At 52.1% G+C, this 16,848-nt stretch carries 15 protein-coding genes; 7 read left to right on the forward strand and 8 right to left on the reverse strand.

The window, feature by feature from the left end:
- Positions 1-47: 47 nt before the first annotated feature.
- Positions 48-1,334, forward strand: a complete 1,287-nt coding sequence (locus tag CHH28_RS10630; protein ID WP_094060288.1) for an alpha/beta fold hydrolase — start codon at positions 48-50, stop codon at positions 1,332-1,334.
- Positions 1,335-1,476: 142 nt separating this feature from the next.
- Here CHH28_RS10630 and CHH28_RS10635 read toward each other — a convergent pair whose 3' ends face one another.
- The 3 genes from CHH28_RS10635 to CHH28_RS10645 all read right to left on the reverse strand — a co-directional run bounded on the left by CHH28_RS10635 (position 1,477) and on the right by CHH28_RS10645 (position 4,259).
- Entirely contained in the window at positions 1,477-2,217 is a 741-nt protein-coding gene (locus CHH28_RS10635; protein WP_094060289.1) for a sporulation protein, read from the reverse strand.
- 215 nt (positions 2,218-2,432) lie between these two features.
- The gene (locus CHH28_RS10640) at positions 2,433-3,149 is read right to left on the reverse strand and encodes a hypothetical protein (RefSeq protein ID WP_094060290.1); all 717 of its coding nucleotides are present in this window, start codon (positions 3,147-3,149) and stop codon (positions 2,433-2,435) included.
- Between the two features lie 615 nt (positions 3,150-3,764).
- A complete protein-coding gene (locus CHH28_RS10645; RefSeq protein ID WP_094060291.1) occupies positions 3,765-4,259 on the reverse strand; it encodes a GNAT family N-acetyltransferase in 495 nt (164 codons plus the stop codon).
- Positions 4,260-4,656: 397 nt separating this feature from the next.
- Here CHH28_RS10645 and CHH28_RS10650 point away from each other — a divergent pair, with 397 nt between their 5' ends.
- The 3 genes from CHH28_RS10650 to CHH28_RS10660 all read left to right on the forward strand — a co-directional run bounded on the left by CHH28_RS10650 (position 4,657) and on the right by CHH28_RS10660 (position 7,204).
- On the forward strand, positions 4,657-6,015 hold the full coding sequence (locus tag CHH28_RS10650) for an L-serine ammonia-lyase (protein ID WP_094060292.1): 1,359 nt from the start codon (positions 4,657-4,659) through the stop codon (positions 6,013-6,015).
- Positions 6,016-6,200: 185 nt separating this feature from the next.
- Positions 6,201-6,656 carry a phosphate-starvation-inducible PsiE family protein gene (locus tag CHH28_RS10655; protein ID WP_094060293.1) on the forward strand — a complete coding sequence of 152 codons (456 nt, stop codon included), beginning with the start codon at positions 6,201-6,203 and terminating at the stop codon, positions 6,654-6,656.
- An 89-nt stretch (positions 6,657-6,745) separates the two neighbouring features.
- Positions 6,746-7,204 carry a YaiI/YqxD family protein gene (locus CHH28_RS10660; protein WP_094060294.1) on the forward strand — a complete coding sequence of 153 codons (459 nt, stop codon included), beginning with the start codon at positions 6,746-6,748 and terminating at the stop codon, positions 7,202-7,204.
- Here CHH28_RS10660 and CHH28_RS10665 read toward each other — a convergent pair.
- Both CHH28_RS10665 and CHH28_RS10670 read right to left on the reverse strand, forming a co-directional pair.
- Positions 7,155-9,059: a TRAP transporter permease gene (locus CHH28_RS10665; protein WP_094060295.1), complete on the reverse strand. Its 1,905-nt coding sequence runs from the start codon at positions 9,057-9,059 to the stop codon at positions 7,155-7,157. The genes CHH28_RS10660 and CHH28_RS10665 overlap by 50 nt on opposite strands.
- Before the next feature lie 9 nt (positions 9,060-9,068).
- On the reverse strand, positions 9,069-10,004 hold the full coding sequence (locus CHH28_RS10670) for a TAXI family TRAP transporter solute-binding subunit (RefSeq protein ID WP_094060296.1): 936 nt from the start codon (positions 10,002-10,004) through the stop codon (positions 9,069-9,071).
- A 136-nt stretch (positions 10,005-10,140) separates the two neighbouring features.
- On the opposite strand from CHH28_RS10670, the gene CHH28_RS10675 reads away from it, so the two are divergent.
- Together CHH28_RS10675 and CHH28_RS10680 are read left to right on the forward strand one after the other, a co-directional pair.
- The gene (locus CHH28_RS10675) at positions 10,141-11,265 is read left to right on the forward strand and encodes a putative solute-binding protein (RefSeq protein WP_094060297.1); all 1,125 of its coding nucleotides are present in this window, start codon (positions 10,141-10,143) and stop codon (positions 11,263-11,265) included.
- Positions 11,266-11,466: 201 nt separating this feature from the next.
- Complete coding sequence (locus tag CHH28_RS10680) at positions 11,467-12,699, forward strand: glycerophosphodiester phosphodiesterase family protein (protein WP_233243613.1); 1,233 nt, start codon at positions 11,467-11,469, stop codon at positions 12,697-12,699.
- A gap of 85 nt (positions 12,700-12,784) precedes the next feature.
- On the opposite strand, the gene CHH28_RS10685 is transcribed toward CHH28_RS10680, so the two are convergent.
- Both CHH28_RS10685 and CHH28_RS10690 read right to left on the reverse strand, forming a co-directional pair.
- A complete protein-coding gene (locus CHH28_RS10685; RefSeq protein ID WP_157729876.1) occupies positions 12,785-13,696 on the reverse strand; it encodes a pepsin/retropepsin-like aspartic protease family protein in 912 nt (303 codons plus the stop codon).
- A 313-nt stretch (positions 13,697-14,009) separates the two neighbouring features.
- Positions 14,010-14,861 (reverse strand): GNAT family N-acetyltransferase, encoded by an 852-nt coding sequence (locus CHH28_RS10690; RefSeq protein WP_094060300.1) that lies wholly within the window; start codon positions 14,859-14,861, stop codon positions 14,010-14,012.
- A gap of 226 nt (positions 14,862-15,087) precedes the next feature.
- On the opposite strand from CHH28_RS10690, the gene CHH28_RS10695 reads away from it, so the two are divergent.
- Positions 15,088-15,822 (forward strand): methyltransferase domain-containing protein, encoded by a 735-nt coding sequence (locus tag CHH28_RS10695; protein WP_094060301.1) that lies wholly within the window; start codon positions 15,088-15,090, stop codon positions 15,820-15,822.
- Between the two features lie 12 nt (positions 15,823-15,834).
- Here the strand turns inward: CHH28_RS10695 and CHH28_RS10700 are convergent, their stop codons facing one another.
- On the reverse strand, positions 15,835-16,824 hold the full coding sequence (locus CHH28_RS10700; protein ID WP_094060302.1) for an NAD-dependent epimerase/dehydratase family protein: 990 nt from the start codon (positions 16,822-16,824) through the stop codon (positions 15,835-15,837).
- Between the last annotated feature and the right edge of the window lie 24 nt (positions 16,825-16,848).

Below are 16,848 nucleotides of genomic sequence, written 5' to 3' on the forward strand. Positions count from 1 at the left end.
TGGCAGCCCATTATTGATGCATCAGGCGCTGGCCTGTAAGGATTGTTATGACGGTGAATCTTAGCGATTGTGTTTGGGTCGATCATCGGTTTGAGCTGCCGGTGAATCATCATCAGCCGGATGGTCGTACTATTAATGTGTTTGCTCGTGAACTACGCGCCCACGGGCGTGAGGCTGAAAGCCTACCCTGGCTGGTGTATTTGCAAGGCGGACCTGGCTTTCCTGCGCCACGGCCAACGGCTTTAACGGGCTGGATGAAACGAGCTGCCAAGCAGTTTCGAATTTTATTGTTAGATCAGCGCGGTACCGGCCAGAGCACGCCGCAAACCCATCAAACCCTAGCGCATTTGACCGCCGAGCAGCAGGCGGAGTATTTGCAGTATTTTCGTGCCGATCAAATTGTTGCCGACGCCGAAGCCATTCGTCAGCAATTGGGCATCGAACGTTGGTCACTGCTGGGGCAAAGCTTTGGCGGCTTTTGTGCGCTGACATACTTGTCGTTCTACCCCGACAGCTTAAAGCAGGTGTACATTACCGGTGGCATACCGCCCATTCATCGCAGTATCGAAGAGGTCTATCAAGCTACTTTTGCTCGTACGGCGGAAAAAAACCAGCGTTTATGGCAGCGCTTTCCTGGCTTAGCCAAAAAAACCGATCAACTGGCCCAACTGCTGCGTGGTCAGGCAGCGTTAATGCCCAATGGTCAGCAACTGACGGCGGAGCAAATTCAAGCCTTGGGTATTGATTTAGGCCGCAGTGGCGGCGCGGAAAGTATTTATCATTTGCTCGATAACGCTGTCATCGAGGTGCCGGAGCAAGGCTTGCAGGTTCGTTATGAATTTTTGCAAGACATGCTGGCGCATCAAGGGTTTTTAACCAATCCAATTTATGGCTTGCTGCATGAGTCAATTTATTGCGAAGGCGAGGCCTCCAACTGGGCAGCACAGCGCGTAATGGATAGCTTGCCAGAGTTCAGCGCTACACAGGAGCGCTTACAGCTGGTGGGAGAAATGGTATTCCCATGGATGTTTGAGCAGTTGCAAACGTTAAAGCCGTTGCAGAGTGCTGCTCAAATATTGGCTGAAAAATCCGATTGGCCTGCCTTGTATGATCGTCAGCAATTGGCCAATAACACCGTACCGGTGGCGGCGGCTATGTACACTCAGGATATGTTTGTGGAGTACGACTTTAGCCGTGAAACCCTGAGCAAAATGGCCAATGCCCGTGCCTGGGAGACTAACGAATACGAGCACAATGGCATAGGTGTTGATGGCGAGCGCATTCTTGATAAATTGATTGCTATGGCAGATGATATCGAACGCTGCCGCTGTTAATAGAATCAGGATGGCGATAATCGCTCGCTAGGCATACGTGTCACCGGCGGAAATGTCCGCCGGTGACTTGGATAACAGGCTGAATACTTGAGTTTATTATCGCCCGGTGCCAACGAGTAGAGGCGGCAAGTAATATATCGTATCAGCTCAGCAGTGCTTGCAGCTGTTGCTGTACTGCTTCCGCGCTGACGTCTTGGGGCAGGGTTAAAGTGTGGTAGCCATCACCACGAAAAGCGCGGTCGATTTCAACCAATGCGTGGGTATATTCCTCTTCCGCAATAAATGATAATTCCACTTCTTTGACGCCCAACCAACTACGTTGATTAGGACGATACTCCAGCTCCTGATAACAACCAGACTGGGATTGGAATTGCTGCCCACGCAGATAACCATGCTCGACATCGGCTTTAAACAGGTCGTAACCTAATGTATCCATCGCTTGCATACAGGCGATCATGGCAGGATTGGGTGCAACCTTGAGTGAGTCTGTATCACTGGCGTCGAGCGCTAAGGAGATATCCAACCCCGTGGTCAACCAGACGCGAGTTTGATGATGGGCGAGCGGCAATTCGGTAACTGGCGTTTCTGCATGAATTGGCTCCGATAATGGCACGATCAGTTGTTCACCTGCCGACAACGTGCGCTCTTCGCAGACTCGCCAACGTTGCAAAATATGTGTTTGCCACTGCGCATCGTCATCGGTTTCTACTTTCATCTGAGTACACAGGGCTAAATCCAAGCCGTTGATGTGCTGCTCCACATCACCTGCATCAATATGGATTTCCGCTTCCAGTAGTCCACCGGGTATCAATGAATGAGTTAATAAAATGGTATCTACTTTGGCACCGCCAATACCAACGGTGGCCATTAACTTCTTAAACATGCTTACTCCTTTCTCAGCAGCTTATGATACCAGTTGCAGCACTTGATCTGTGTCATGAAGCGTGTGGAGGCGCTCTAAATAGGGTTTTCTGTCGCAGCCAGTCAATGCAGTTGCCAATACGGCTGCTAAATAGCCAGCTTACTCAAGATACACTCTTTAACCGCGAGATATCTGGGTAAGCTGGGCAGTGCTTTGGGATGAGCAATAGTCGAATATTAATCTTGCTCGGTTAGCTCTATCAGCGCCTTAACGTAATACAGTTGGATCCAGGACTCATATAAGGCATCGGTTCCCAATAAGATCCAGGCGTTGCCATCGTCATTGCTGGTAAAATGAATAGGCTGCTGTGTCATCACAGATTTCATCTCATAGCGACCATCGTTGCTGTCGCAATGCTGAGAGTTGGCGATATCACCGATGACCTTGACTTGCTCTCCCGATAAATCGTGTTTGCCAATATCAACGTTCACTTGGTACCAGCCGTAGTCGTTAATAAACACTTCGGGTAAGTGTTCAGAAATACCGGCTTTGACAAATACATGCTCACCAGGTGCACCGCCAATGCCTGCGCAGCCGTAGGGGGTGTTGGTAGCAAAAATAACACGGATATTTACCTGGTAGTTATGATTGGGTTTTAACCCAGACAATGGCTGGTGGGAAAACATAAATAAATCACCACTGTTATTTCTGCCATGGACATATAGGCCGCGATGTTGCTGCAACGGCTCGGGTAATGGTCCCACGGCATGATTGAGCTCGTAGAATTCGTTTGCATCGTCGCTCATTGGGTAGTCGGCAAAGCCCATTTGCCATGGCGCTTGTACGTCAGCAAAGTCGATTTCGAGCATGGTCGGCTGTGCTTGTAGCGCTGAGACTTGGCACAGTAGTGCACTGGTAAGCAGTGATGCGGTGATGGCGGTCTTCATTTTCATGCTGGTATCTCCCTATGGAATGTATGCGTTATCCTCGGTTGTCGATACGACAGGCTTGATGAGGAATGGGCAGAAAATCATTCCTTGGTGACAGGCGACAACTACCCGATTGGGTACCCGGACAAGGGTTTGCATGAAGCTGACGAGATCCTCACCAACAATTGACATACATAAGCGGCTGTTGACTGTTGGAGTTATAAATAACGTTATTTTTATCTCGGGCATCTCTCATTTATATCGGGCGTTTCTGATTTGTCTAAGGCATTTCTGATTTGTCTAAGGCATTTCTGATTTATCTAAGGCATTTATTAATAATTCTGCATAGCGCTGCGAGAACGTAGCAGGCTTTCAAAATGAGGCGTATACGACCGGAAACGGCCAGTCCTTTTTAAATGTCGCCAGCAACTCTTAAATCCAGCAACGTCTCTAACAAGGTTGTGGAGGTTTGCCGCGCTCCGTTGGAAGCGCCAGGTAAGTACAGCTCCGTGTCGCCGATTTTTGCTTTAGCTGGCATTTGCTTACTAGAGCGGTAAATCAGCTTGGCGATCTAGAGCCTTCTGGTAATCTATAGCCCTCCGGTGCTCCGGCGTGGGCGCCGAATTATTCAGCGGTGCCCTAGGCATGCCATCGATAGCAACACTCTTGTAATGATTGCTGACCGATGGATATGTACTTTGAGTGTTGTATGTGGGTGAATCCCTGGCGTTGATAAAACTGTCGAGCCGCGTGATTGTCGGATAATACCCAAACGTTGAAACAGTCGAAGTCTTTCATCAACTGCTGCACTACAGATTGCATGAGTAGTTTTCCAACCCCCTGATGCCAGTGCTGCGGTGAAAGATAAATGGCGTACAGCTCACCTTGTTGTGGCTGTTCTCTGTCTGCACCAAAGCAAGCCCAGCCGAGTATTTGCTGTTGCTCGTCTTCGACCACCAGAGTCGTCACCTGATCTTTTTGCACTATGTGGCGCCACTCTTGCTCTTTGGCAGCCACTGACAAACTCTGCAGATAGTCCTTGTCGATAATGCCCTCATAGGCGCTGCGCCAGCTGTCGACATGAATGGTAGCAATGGCGTTGGCGTCCATGAGTTGGGCGCTGCGTATGAACATGTATCCTTCCTTTGCGGTTAAATCATTGATCCTGCGCGCCAGTGTAACGCTGGCTTGTTAGATACCGAAGTATGAAGCCGCACACAACATGATCATAGCTATTAGCGGTGTCAGTTGATGAGATTTGATGGTGCTGGGTTTAATGGTGCTGGGTTTAATGATGTGAGACCCGATGTTGGTCAGTGCACGTCGTGAATGGGTTGCTGTGAGTTATCGAAATCTGTGCGGCAGAGAGCTGGCTTTTTCGCAGTAAATTCGGAGATTTGTTTTTATAACGAAGCGGCATAGCTGTGATGAAAAAAGATATCTCATTGTCTTGCTTTGGGGCTTGCCTTTCTACAACTCGCATGAAATAACCATAGGCTTTTCGCACGCATTTAAAGAAAGGCAGAGTGTCATGTTTATCAGTGTTCTGGAGTTATTTAAGCCTGGTATTGGTCCGTCCAGTTCACACACCATGGGGCCCATGGTGGCGGCCAGTCGTTTTCTTACGGAAGTCCGCTTACCGGCCGATGCGGTGCAGGTGCGTTGTGTGTTGAAAGGCTCCTTAGCATTGACCGGGCACGGCCATGCCAGCGACCGAGCTGTGGTGTTAGGGCTGCACGGCCATACTCCGGAAAAAATGGCGCTGACGGATGTTGAGGCGGAGTTGGCCATCGCCATGCAGCAGGATCGTATCACTATGGCAGGGACAGAACTGCGCTTTGACCCGCACCAGGATGTCATCTTCGATATGCAAGGCACTTTGCCCGAGCACCCCAATGGCATGGTGTTTGAGCTGTTGAATGATGCTGGCGACGTGGTGTTAGCGCGTCGTTATTTCTCCATCGGCGGTGGTTTTATTAACGATGAAGAAGAGATGGGCGGTCTGGTGGCTCCCCTGACTTTATTGTCAGACAGCACGTATCCGTTTCCATTTGAAGGTGCCAGTTGCATGATGCGTATGTCGCAAGAAAGCGGCTTAAGCATTGCGCAAATGAAGCGCAAAAATGAATATTTGCAGCGCTCTGAGCAGGAGTTGCAACAGGGTTTGGCGCACATCTGGCAGGCGATGAAAGCCTGTGTAGAGCGTGGCCTGCAAGCCAGTGGCGAATTGCCCGGTGGCCTGAAGGTGAAACGCCGCGCGGCCAAGTTACACCAGCAGTTATTGGCGCAGCCAGAGCAAGCGCAATTGCACGAATGGCTGTGCGCTTATGCTATGGCGGTAAACGAAGAAAATGCCGCTGGCCATGCGGTGGTGACCGCCCCCACCAATGGCGCTGCGGGCGTGATTCCGGCGGTGTTGTATTACGCCTGGCAGAAGCACCAACTGAGCGATGAGCAAATCGAAGACTTTTTGTTAACCGCAGGGTCAGTCGGCGGCATCATTAAACACAAAAGCTCCATCTCTGGTGCGGAAGTGGGGTGCCAAGGAGAGGTTGGCTCCGCCAGTGCGATGGCGGCTGCGGGTTTGTGTGCGGTGCTTGGTGGCAATGCAGAGCAGGTAGAACACGCCGCCGAGATGGCACTGGAGCATCATCTAGGCATGACCTGCGATCCGGTAAAAGGTTTGGTGCAAGTGCCCTGTATTGAGCGCAACGGCTTTGGTGCGTTAAAAGCCTATACCGCCGCGTCGTTGGCCCTGCGTGACAGCGGTCAGCACATTATGTCGCTGGACAATTGCATCGCTGCGATGAAACAAACCGGCCTCGAAATGTCGGAAAAATACAAAGAAACCTCCCTTGGCGGCTTGGCGGTGAACTACACCGAGTGTTAATGAGCAATGTGCCGAAAGTAACGTAAGCTCGGTACTGTCAGCACTGGCCCGTCACAGGTCGGGGAATAAATGGCAAGAAAAGTAAAGCCATTTGTCGTGGGTCAAAAAGCACTGCGACGGCACTGGTCAGTTTGCTGTGACCTTGCAAAGCTTGCAGCAATACTCAGGCTTTGTCAGGAGCGAGCATGCACTCTCCACATGAAAACGACCACTTTCGCGATGGTCACGAAGATCCACTCATCAACGGTATGCACAGCATCATTCGCTTGGCGGTGCGCATGTTGGCGGTACTGATGGTGTTCGTTATTTTATGGGGCATTGGCGATGTGGTGTGGGTGCTGTATCAAAAGCTGTCCACGCCGCCGATGTTTTTGCTCAATATCAACGATATTTTCTCCACCTTTGGTGCCTTTTTGGCGGTGCTGATTGCCATTGAGATATTCGTCAACATCACCTTGTATCTGCGTGACGATGTGATTCACGTCAAGCTGGTTGTCGCAACGGCGTTAATGGCCATTTCACGCAAAGTGATCGTGCTGGATTACGACAAGGTGTCGGCGGACTACGTCTTTGCTACGGCATTGATCGTGATTGCACTCGGCGTTACCTATTGGCTGGTGGTGCAGCGCGCCAGAACGTGAACAATAGGGTAAACGCTATACGCTGTTCTCTGGGGGCGAGAGCGACTAGAATCGCCGCTGAATGTTATACACAGTGAGATGCTCGAGTTATGCATATTTGGGTTGATGCCGACGCCTGCCCAGTGGTGGTGAAAGAGATACTGTTTCGCGCCGCTGAGCGTACCCAAGTGCCGCTGACGTTGGTGGCCAATCAGGCCATGCGCACGCCGCCGTCGAAGGTCATCAACAGTATTCAGGTCAGCCAAGGGTTTGATGTTGCTGATAACGAAATCGTGCAGCGTTTAACGGCAGGAGATTTGGTGATCACCGGCGATATTCCTCTCGCCGCGGAAGTGGTGGCCAAAGGCGGCACTGCGCTGAGCCCGCGTGGCGAATACCACACCGAGGCTAATATTCGTGCGCGTCTCAATATGCGTGATTTTATGGAAACGCTGCGCAACAGCGGCGTTGAAACCGGTGGCCCAGCGGCATTTAGCCAGGCCGACCGGCAACAATTTGCTAACCAGCTGGATCGCTGGCTGGCGAAGAACGCTGCTGCCAAACGTTGACCGCCAACAGCGCCAAAACCACCAGGCCAGCTATCCAGCGATAACTGTCTGGCAGTGCCAAGACCGCCAATGCCAGCACTAACAGCGCGGCCCGCATCGGGGCTGGCAAACGGCTGGCAAAGTGGCCTTCAATCGCCGCAGCAAAAGCAAGAATCAGAGCGCAAGTGGCCAGCAAAGCACTTAAATAACCGCTGATGCTGACATCGTCGGTCCAAATCAGGCTAGAGAACGCCATCATCGCCGGAATCAGGAAATAGCCTTGCGCCAGCTTAAAGGCCTGCACCGCTGAGCCCATGGGTTTGGCTCCGGCGATGCCGGCGCCAGCAAACGCTGCCAAGGCAATCGGTGGGGTAACGTTGGACGTTTGCGACAGCCAGAACACGATCATATGCGCCGCCAACATGCTGATGCCAAGGTCCATCATCGCTGGCACGGCCATCACCGAAAGCACGATGTAAGCCGCCGTCACTGGCAAGCCCATGCCCAGAATGATCGCCGCCACCATCACCAGCAGCAGTACCGACCACAATTGGCCGCCGGATAAATCGAGCAGGAACTGCGTAAAGAGCAGCCCCAGGCCGGTTTGCCCGACCACGCCGACAACGATGCCAGCGGTGGCGCAGGCCACAGAAATTGGCAGCGCCATCAAAGCACCGTCTTTTAAACCGGTAATGATCTGGCGCCAATTCAGCGCCGGGTGGCGCTGCGATAAACCGGCAATAAAGGCAGCCACCAATATAGCCGCACAGCCCGCGATACCGACCCAAACGGGCGAATAGCTGAGCATCAACAGGCTGGTAATCAATACCAGCGGCAATAAGAAATGCCAGCCTTGCGCCAAGACCACCATGACTTTTTCACTGCTGCTCATGCCTTGCAAGCCGAGCTTCACCGCCATCAGATGCACGTACAGCAAGGTGCACAGGAAATACAAAATCGCCGGGGCAATCGATACCAGCAAAATATCGCTGTAGGGAATGCCGGTAAACTGCGCCATCACAAACGCACCGGCGCCCATCACCGGCGGCATAATCTGCCCTCCGGTGGAGGCGGCGGCTTCGATGCCTGCTGCCTGCTCTGGCTTATAGCCGAGCTTTTTCATCATCGGAATGGTGAGCGAGCCGGTGGTGACGGTGTTGGCGATGGCCGAGCCGGAAATGGAGCCCAGCGCGGCAGACGCCAATACCGATGCTTTCGCCGGGCCGCCTCGGTACTTTCCGGCGACGGCAAATGCAGCATCAATAAAGAATTGCCCAGCGCCGGTAACGTTTAAAAAAGCGCCGAATAAAACAAAAATAAATACCACGCTGGCAGCAATGGCTAATGGAGCACCAAACACGCCGTTGGTGGAAAACACGTGAAAACGCACCATTTCTTCCAACGCAAATCCTTTGCTCGCCACCGCTGCCGGTAAGGCATCGCCAAACAGGGCGTAGGCAATAAATACCAGCGCCACCAGTACCATGGTGATACCGACGGTACGGCGTGTGGCTTCGAGCAACAGCACAATCAGCAAGCCACCGGCGAGTTGATCCCAAAAGGGCAAGCCATCCAATAAAAAGGTGATGTCGTCGTAATCAAAGGTGGCGATGCGCATCGCGCACCAACCACTGATCACCACCAAGGCCAGGTCGAACACGCGTGCGACCCAATACACCGGCGCTGAATGACGTTCTGGTTTTAATAGCGGATATGCGAGAAATACCAGCACCAGTACCCAGCCCAGATGCACCGGGCGGAACACAGGTGCCGACAGTTGCGCGCTCAGGCCTTGCCAGATCTGAAAAACCGACAACGCCACGGCGACTAGGGTCAATATCCCCTGCAGCCAGCGTGATGTGGAAGTGTGCGTCATGCTCTGGCCTTATTGCGCTTGAGCAATTTCGTCCAGGTAGCGCTGCGCGCCTGGGTGCATGGGTACGCCCTGCAACTGATGGGCATTGGCTGGCGTAATGTACTGAGCCACACCGATGGCCTGGCGAATTTTATCCATGTTTTCGTAGGCGGTTTTGGTCATTTGGTAGGCCAGCTCGTCATCCAGTTTGGGGTTAACCACCAGGACGTTCCACACCGCTGGTGCGGTAAAAGCAGGCACCTTGTTGTAGGTTTCAGCCGCAGCGTCATAAGCCATGTACGCAGGTGCGGCGCTGCTGATTTTTTTTAGCTCTGCTGGCGAGAACGATAAAATGCGAATATCGCGGCTCAGCGCCAGTTCGGTAATGGCGCCGACGCCTAAGCTGCCGACAATCACACCGGCATCAATTTGGCCATTGGCCAGGGCGTTGGTGGTGGCGGTGTAGTTCAAAGACTGTGCGCGCACATCGTCTTCGTTAATACCGAGAATGGCTAAAATGGCCAGCGCACTGACGCGTGTACCTGAACCCGGTGCGCCCAAGGACACGCGTTTGCCAACCAGGTCCTGTACCGATTGAATGTCTGATTTGGCGGGCACCAGAATTTGCACCACGTTCGGGTAGAGGGCGAACAGCACCGAGGCGGGCATCTGACGTGGGAATGGGTCTTCGCCTTTGTGTGCTTTTAATGCCACATTGCCCATGGCAATGCCGGCCAGTTGTTTATTAGTCGCCACTTTGATGACGTTTTCGACCGACGCCGCTGTCACTTCCGCGCGGGCATTGACGCCATCAATGTGCTCACTCCACACTTTTGCCAACATGCCGCCCAGTGGGTAATAGGTGCCACTTTGGCTGCCAGTACCAATGGCGTAGTTTTCATTAGCTGCCGCTGGCAGAGTGAAGGCGATCAAAGCAAAGCTTAACAGGCGCTTAAACACGGTCATGGTGCTCTCCGGAGAGTAATGAATGATGGGCGGTGCTATTCAGTCAGCCCGCACGGCTGAGTGGCGGTATATCACCGTCTGCGGCTGGCGTCACTCAGGTACAGTCGCAGCAAACAATAATAAAGGAATACTGACAATGATATTCGCAAAGCTGCGTAACCGACTGTTAGGGTTTGGCATAAGCGCCTGTTTGGCGCCATTGGCCCTCAGCCAGCCGGCCACTTCCACCGCACTGACCAGCATTGCCATGGACCCGGCGCAGCCACGAGCGCAGCGGATTGAGGCCATTCGAGAGTTATATCCACAATTGTTGCTCGGTGATGAATTGCCGCAGCGCACCATTTGTGTGTGGGATGTGATGGGGCGCAATGGCCCAGTGTATGCCGCCGCTCAGGATCAGCAGTCGCAACTGCTGGCATTAGGAGTACAGATCGAACTGCAGGCCTACACCAACGAAGGGGTATTAACCGACGATTTAAAAGCCGGCCAGTGCGACGCCGCCTTATTTACTGGCATTCGTGCGCGTGAATTTAATCGCTTTGCCGGCACCATCGATGCGGTGGGCGCTATTCCGGCGCAACAGCACATGCAAATGCTGTTGCAGGTGCTGGCCAATCCGAAAATGGCGGCACGCATGGAACAAGGCCCGTACGTGGTGATGGGCGTGGCACCAATGGGCGCGGCCTATGTGTTCGTCAATGACCGGAAAATCAGCACCTTGGCCAAAGCGTCGGGCAAGCGCATCGCCGTTATGGATTACGACCCGATTCAGGCAGAAATGATTTTAGGCCTGGGCGGTAATCCGGTACCTACCAGCATTGTCAGTGCGGGCAGCAAGTTTAATAACGGTTTTGTGGACGTATTACCGGCGCCGCTGGTGGCCTATCACGTGATGGAGTTGTACCACGGCATTGGTGAGCAAGGCGGCATAGTGGACTACCCGTTTTCGCAGCTGACGCTGCAATTGGTCGGACGTAAGGACGCCTTTCCGACCGAGGTGGCGCAATTGGTGCGCGAAGATTTCGCCAAACGTCTGGCAGAAATCGAGCAACGTGTGGCCCAGCAAACCGGTGATATTCCCGATGACGTGTGGATTGATATTAGTGACGAGGACAAACGGGAATACCAGACACTGATGCAGCAGGCCCGTATCGAGCTGCGTGACCGTGGCTATTACGATGCCGACATGTTGCGGCTGCAGCGTCGTATTCGTTGCAAGTTCGAGCCAGCGCATCCTGAATGCAGTGCGCAGCTGGAATAAAATGCGTACATTCGAAAATAAGCTGCATACGTTCGAATAATAAAACTGTCATCAATCAGTAAGAGTCGCGACTTAGGGTCTGTCGTCGCTACAACCATCATGCGCTGCTGTGAGCAAAACACTGCTCGCCATGATGGCATTGACGATGGGCCGAACAGGCCTTTCCATTATAAATAGTGTGAGAGAGGAAGACGGATGTTCATGCATAAACGCTGGCTGCTGGTAGTAGCGGCAGGCTTATTGGCCGCCTGTGGTAGCGATGATGACAACGGCTCCAGCCGGGTCGAGGCGCAAATTGGATCGCGCCCGTTTTTTCTGGTGAATGACATGGACGAAGGTGAACTGAAACAGCGGCTAAAAGCGTGCGAAGACGGGCCCTTTTACCGCACCAACTTTTCCATTGGCCACCGCGGTGCACCAATGCAATATCCAGAGCATACTCGAGAGTCGTATGTGGCGGCAGCGCAAATGGGCGCTGGTATTTTAGAGTGTGACGTAGCCTTTACGGCCGACAAAGAGCTGGTGTGCCGCCATTCGCAATGCGACTTGCACACCACCACCAATATTTTGGAAACCGATTTGGCCAGCCAGTGCAGCCAGCCGTTCACACCTGCCGAGGGTGAGCAGCCTGCCAGCGCCAAATGCTGTACCAGCGATATTACTCTGGCGCAGTTTAAAACCCTGCAAGGCAAAATGGATGCTGCCAACCCGCAAGCCAGCACAGTGGCTGAGTACCTTGACGGCACCGCTGATTGGCGCACGGATTTGTACGCCAGTCGCGGCACATTAATGACGCACAAAGAAAGTATCGAACTGTTCAAGCAGTTGGGTGTGGGCATGACCCCCGAGCTGAAAACCCCCAGCGTCGATATGCCTTTTGATGGTTTTAGCCAGCAAGATTATGCACGCAAAATGCTGCAGGAATACATCGACGCGGGCGTTGCCGCAAAAGACGTGTGGCTGCAATCATTTTATTTGCCCGACGTGCTGCAATGGATTGCAGAAAACCCGGAGTTTGGTGCACAAGCCGTGTATTTGGATGGCCGCTACAGCGATGCCAGTTTTGACCACACCGATTCGCAAAGCTGGCAGCCAAGCATGGAGCAGCTAGTAGCCGATGGGGTGAAAATTCTAGCGCCACCGACTTGGATGTTGGTACGCGAAGACAATGGCCGTATTGTGCCATCAGTTTACGCTGAACGTGCCAAAGCGGCAGGCCTGCAGCTCGTTACCTGGACCTTGGAGCGTTCCGGCCCATTGGCCAATGGCGGCGGCTGGTATTATCAGACCATCAGCGAAACCACCAATAACGACGGCGACCAGATGGAACTGCTGCATGTCTTAGCGCAAGACATTGGTGTGATCGGTGTTTTTTCTGACTGGGCCGGTACAACGACGTTTTATGCCAGCTGCATGGGCATGGAAGCGCGTTAGGTCTGGCGATTGAGGAGGGTAGGTGGCAGCGACTGTAGCTGCCACCGAATGCAACAGAGATGGCGGTTGTTATTGTTTTAGCAGCTCAAGCCTCTGGTGCACCAATGTGTGCATGGCCGTATTTATAGTCAATGGTTAACACGAAATGCTTTAGAACATCGTAGCCGATGATTCCTTCTATGCGTTGTGAACGTATGCGACTCCCCGCTTCCGTTGGTTCGTGTGCTCCAACTAAGGTCGTTTGACCAACGGCTGGTACCGATACCAGTACATCGGCTAATTCGAATGGACCAAAATTAAAGCGCTCTAAACGACTGATTTGGATGTTCCCAGCGCTGTTAGCGCCATGAGAGGACTTATCGACCCATTTCCCCTGTTCCAGCCAACCCAGTGTCTCAGCTAACTGACGTTTGACGGAAACGCCACCACCACTGCCGGTATCGAGTAGCATCCAGGCACTTCGGTCATCGTTTAACTTAATGCGCACAAGGGGCTGGCCGGAATCTCTCTGCGGTAGCATCTCAATATTTTGCAGTTCCTTTAGGTCGAGACTGTCTCTACTGATCAATCGTAGGCGACTATTTGGGTAGTCGATTTGAACAATGAACTGCTGAAAGAAGCCAGCTCCAATCAGAATTCCGCCACTACGGTCTGGCAGGTTCATTGAAGCAACACCGTCAACTTCTGCCTGAAAGCCGAGAAGGTTAATATTGACGTCGTCATAGAGCGCCTGCTCTTCTGAGCGGAAGACGCCTTTGAGTTCTGCGACGGCTCTTTGTGTGAGATCGAGCTGGTGTCTTTCGATAAAATCGTTACTGATGGCGTTCAATGTTGCGCCAGTATCGAAAATGGCATGGGTATCAATGCCTTCAACTTGAACTGGGACTCTGATCAGACCATAACTGGAATCGAAGTCGATCCATTCCGTGTATCCGGCCGTGCTGACGGCAGACTGGAGGCAAAATAATAGAAAACATACGAGCTTGGTATAGCGCACAGACTCTCTCCGTGAGTGTAAGAAGGATGCACTTTTTACATCAAAAGCCAATCTCGAGGCAAGAATCCGTGCTCCAAAATCGTTGATCTATGGTGACTGTGCTCTGCACATCTATGGGTATTGGACCTAAAGTGGACAGAAACTCACGAGTAAATATCGCGACCTTATTCGGGGAAATAGAGTTGGTAATTAGATTTTATCCTGATTTATCGTTTATTGTTGTTGACAGTTTTATTTATCTTGATTTGATATTTTTCAATGGCGATTGAATAACAGCCAGCAGAACTCATTTCTGCTGGCGCTATCGGTACGTTTATCCAATTTCAAACGACGTAACACCATAAATACGATTCAGTGGTAAGTCTGGAGCAGTGCCAGTATACATGCGCGCTGTCTCAAATGCGGTTTGCATATCGTGCTGCTGGACCAAAGACAACGCCGCTGGGTTGACCTCCGGAATATCAATAAAAATAGCGTCGTTTTCCGTGGTGGTAGCCGCCAATGCCTCGAACAGCGCGGAAGCGTATTCAGCGGTATCGGCTTGTAGTGGTGCGATTTTGTATCCATCTCGACACGGGCGAATCACGCCGTAACCGACTGGTTTGCCAGCTTGCAGCATCGCTAACGCCGTCGCTCCGGGGTGCTGAATCCAGCTTTGTAAGAAAGCCGTTCTTTGTGTTGGAAAAAATGGCGCGTCGTAATTAGTCAGTGTTGCAAACGTCAGTGTCGATAACGGAACAATGGCCTCATGTTTCTGAGCTGGTATGCCTCCTTGGCCTTGATAGCGAATGTTGCGGTAGGCCAATTTGAAACCGGATTTTTTATAATTCTCTTGTTGTTCGGTTACACCATCAAGGCCAATATTTAAGCCATGCAATCGCTGAAGCCCGGCTTGCCACAGTTTGATGCCAAACCCTTGCCCGCGATAGTCAGGTTTGACGATGTAAAAACCGATAAAGCCGAACTGCTGATCGTAGTTCACCGCAGACAGGCAGGCGACCATCTCATCACCCAAATAGCCGCCCAGGAAAGCCTGACTGTCGGCCGCTAAATAACACGCAGCATCGTTTAAGCCGGGGTTCCAACCCTCTTCTGCGGCCCAGTCAATCGCTTGGGCGACTTCGTCCGCCTGTAGGGTTCTAATGGTGAAAGAAGGGTCACGCATGGCATCTTCCCTGAGTCATCGAATGGTATAGGCAGTTTAACCTCGCAGCGTGTTGGTTGTCGCCACGCGGTTGGTTTGTTAATACCGGCCTACAGCGCGTTGCATTTCGCTAGTCAGCTTGCTTAGCGTTTTGCAAACCACTTCCCGATTGCCTGGCAAGGGCCGCAGCGGGCGGGCGTTTGGGCGCTGGCACAGCCTTTGCTGACCTCCAGTTGGAGGTGACCCTATGACAACAGATATCCGTTTATTAGAGTCTGAGCAAACCATCGAGTTTGATACTGAGTATGTCGACTCTTCTATGTTCAGTCTGATCCGAACCACCATTCAGCGCTTTGCCATGTCAGACCAAGCCCTATGCCTGTTGGATGTTGGCGGTGGCAATGGCAAATACGCCGATCGCTTTTTGGCCAGCTACAGTGATGCCCATTGTACAGTGCTGGAGCCAGAAACATATCTAGCGGGAAAGAATCGTATCGATGCGCGTAAAACCGTGATTAGCGATACCTTTCAAGGGCTGACCCCTAACGGTGACTTTAATCTAATTCAGTTTAATTGGGTGCTGCATCATTTTGTCAGTGACAGCTATAAAAAAACCTGTCAAGCGCAAAAAGAAGGGCTGAGTAAAGCGATGGAGCTATTGCAACCCGGTGGTTTGGTGTTGATCTTCGAGAACTTCTACGACGGATTTATGCACAGTGATTTGCCCAGTCGGTTAATTTATCAGGCAACGGCTTCCACTTGGCTCAAGTACATCACCAAGCGCATGGGCGCCAACACCGCAGGTGTTGGGGTTGGTTTTCACTCAGAGTCATATTGGACAGATTTGCTAGAGGAGGTCGGCTTTGTCGATATTGAATCCATGCACTGCTACGACTTTGGTAATTTAACCGCAGTGAAAAAGTTACTGCTGGCAATCCAGCAGCAACATGTTGGCTTTATTGTGGCAAGAAAACCTGACTGAATTTGCGTGGCATTATTGTGGCTGCTGATGCCACTGGTGCAGCAGCTGGCTTTCACGCTCTGCACTCAGCCCAGCGCGCAGCGTCGTATTGCTGCGGTTTTTCGCCCAAGTTAGGGTGTCTAACACCGTCTGTTCAATCGGGCGCAAGGCGAGGCCAGCAGCGTAGGCTTTTTGGCAGTCGGCGGTGTTAATGTTGATGGCGGCATCATGAATCCACAGCGGCATATCTGTGTAGGGGGCAACATCATTTTTTAATAGGAAAGATTCTTCCAGCCACACCGGTTTGATATCGGCGTTCAACGTGGCTGCAACGCTGGATAAAAACTGCTGCATGGACATCATTGTAGAAGGGCCAGTGGCGTGGAAGACACCAGTGGTTTTTTGCTCCGCCAGCATGACTTGCCATAAGGCTAAATCTCGCACGTCGATAAACTGCACGGGTGCCTCCGGCCTGCCGGGCGCCAGTAATGTACCACCACGTTCAATTCTCAGTGGCCAGTAGGTAAAGCGGTCACTGATATCATCCGGGCCAACGATGAGGCCAGGGCGAACAATGGCTGTGCGCCCTGGCATTGCCTCTAGTGCCGCTTGTTCGCACAATGCTTTGAGCGGGCCGTAGTTTTCGTTGCTGAACTCATGGGTGTCGACATTATCGACAGATTTTATGGCAGCACTTTCTGTGTAATTTTCCGCCATCGTGTCTTGATAGACGGAGATGGTGGAAACAAAGCTGTAGTGCTCAACCTGATCGGCCAGTAGCTGCGCCGTGCGTTGAACCTGGCGAGGCAGATACCCACAAGTATCGATCACAGCGTCCCAGTAGCGTCCTGTTAGTTTGGAAAGATCCTGATCGCGATCACCGATTAAATGCTCCGCTTGTGGAAACATACCTGGATTGGATTGGCCGCGATTGAACAGCGTCACTTCATGACCACGTTGCAATGCACAGTCGGCCAGATGTTTGCCCAAAAAGCGGCTGCCACCGAGTATTAGCAGTTTCATCGTTGATGCTCCTCGATTAGGGTA

Origin of the sequence: Bacterioplanes sanyensis, from assembly GCF_002237535.1 — a bacterium.
GTDB lineage: Bacteria > Pseudomonadota > Gammaproteobacteria > Pseudomonadales > Oceanobacteraceae > Bacterioplanes > Bacterioplanes sanyensis_A.

What these genes read in the sequence shown, in the direction of transcription:
- CHH28_RS10630 (WP_094060288.1), top strand. Translation starts at nt 48, where the DNA reads ATGACGGTGAATCTTAGCGATTGTGTTTGGGTCGATCATCGGTTTGAG.
- CHH28_RS10635 (WP_094060289.1), bottom strand. Translation starts at nt 2,217, where the DNA reads ATGTTTAAGAAGTTAATGGCCACCGTTGGTATTGGCGGTGCCAAAGTA.
- CHH28_RS10640 (WP_094060290.1), bottom strand. Translation starts at nt 3,149, where the DNA reads ATGAAAATGAAGACCGCCATCACCGCATCACTGCTTACCAGTGCACTA.
- CHH28_RS10645 (WP_094060291.1), bottom strand. Translation starts at nt 4,259, where the DNA reads ATGTTCATACGCAGCGCCCAACTCATGGACGCCAACGCCATTGCTACC.
- CHH28_RS10650 (WP_094060292.1), top strand. Translation starts at nt 4,657, where the DNA reads ATGTTTATCAGTGTTCTGGAGTTATTTAAGCCTGGTATTGGTCCGTCC.
- CHH28_RS10655 (WP_094060293.1), top strand. Translation starts at nt 6,201, where the DNA reads ATGCACTCTCCACATGAAAACGACCACTTTCGCGATGGTCACGAAGAT.
- CHH28_RS10660 (WP_094060294.1), top strand. Translation starts at nt 6,746, where the DNA reads ATGCATATTTGGGTTGATGCCGACGCCTGCCCAGTGGTGGTGAAAGAG.
- CHH28_RS10665 (WP_094060295.1), bottom strand. Translation starts at nt 9,059, where the DNA reads ATGACGCACACTTCCACATCACGCTGGCTGCAGGGGATATTGACCCTA.
- CHH28_RS10670 (WP_094060296.1), bottom strand. Translation starts at nt 10,004, where the DNA reads ATGACCGTGTTTAAGCGCCTGTTAAGCTTTGCTTTGATCGCCTTCACT.
- CHH28_RS10675 (WP_094060297.1), top strand. Translation starts at nt 10,141, where the DNA reads ATGATATTCGCAAAGCTGCGTAACCGACTGTTAGGGTTTGGCATAAGC.
- CHH28_RS10680 (WP_233243613.1), top strand. Translation starts at nt 11,467, where the DNA reads ATGCATAAACGCTGGCTGCTGGTAGTAGCGGCAGGCTTATTGGCCGCC.
- CHH28_RS10690 (WP_094060300.1), bottom strand. Translation starts at nt 14,861, where the DNA reads ATGCGTGACCCTTCTTTCACCATTAGAACCCTACAGGCGGACGAAGTC.
- CHH28_RS10695 (WP_094060301.1), top strand. Translation starts at nt 15,088, where the DNA reads ATGACAACAGATATCCGTTTATTAGAGTCTGAGCAAACCATCGAGTTT.
- CHH28_RS10700 (WP_094060302.1), bottom strand. Translation starts at nt 16,824, where the DNA reads ATGAAACTGCTAATACTCGGTGGCAGCCGCTTTTTGGGCAAACATCTG.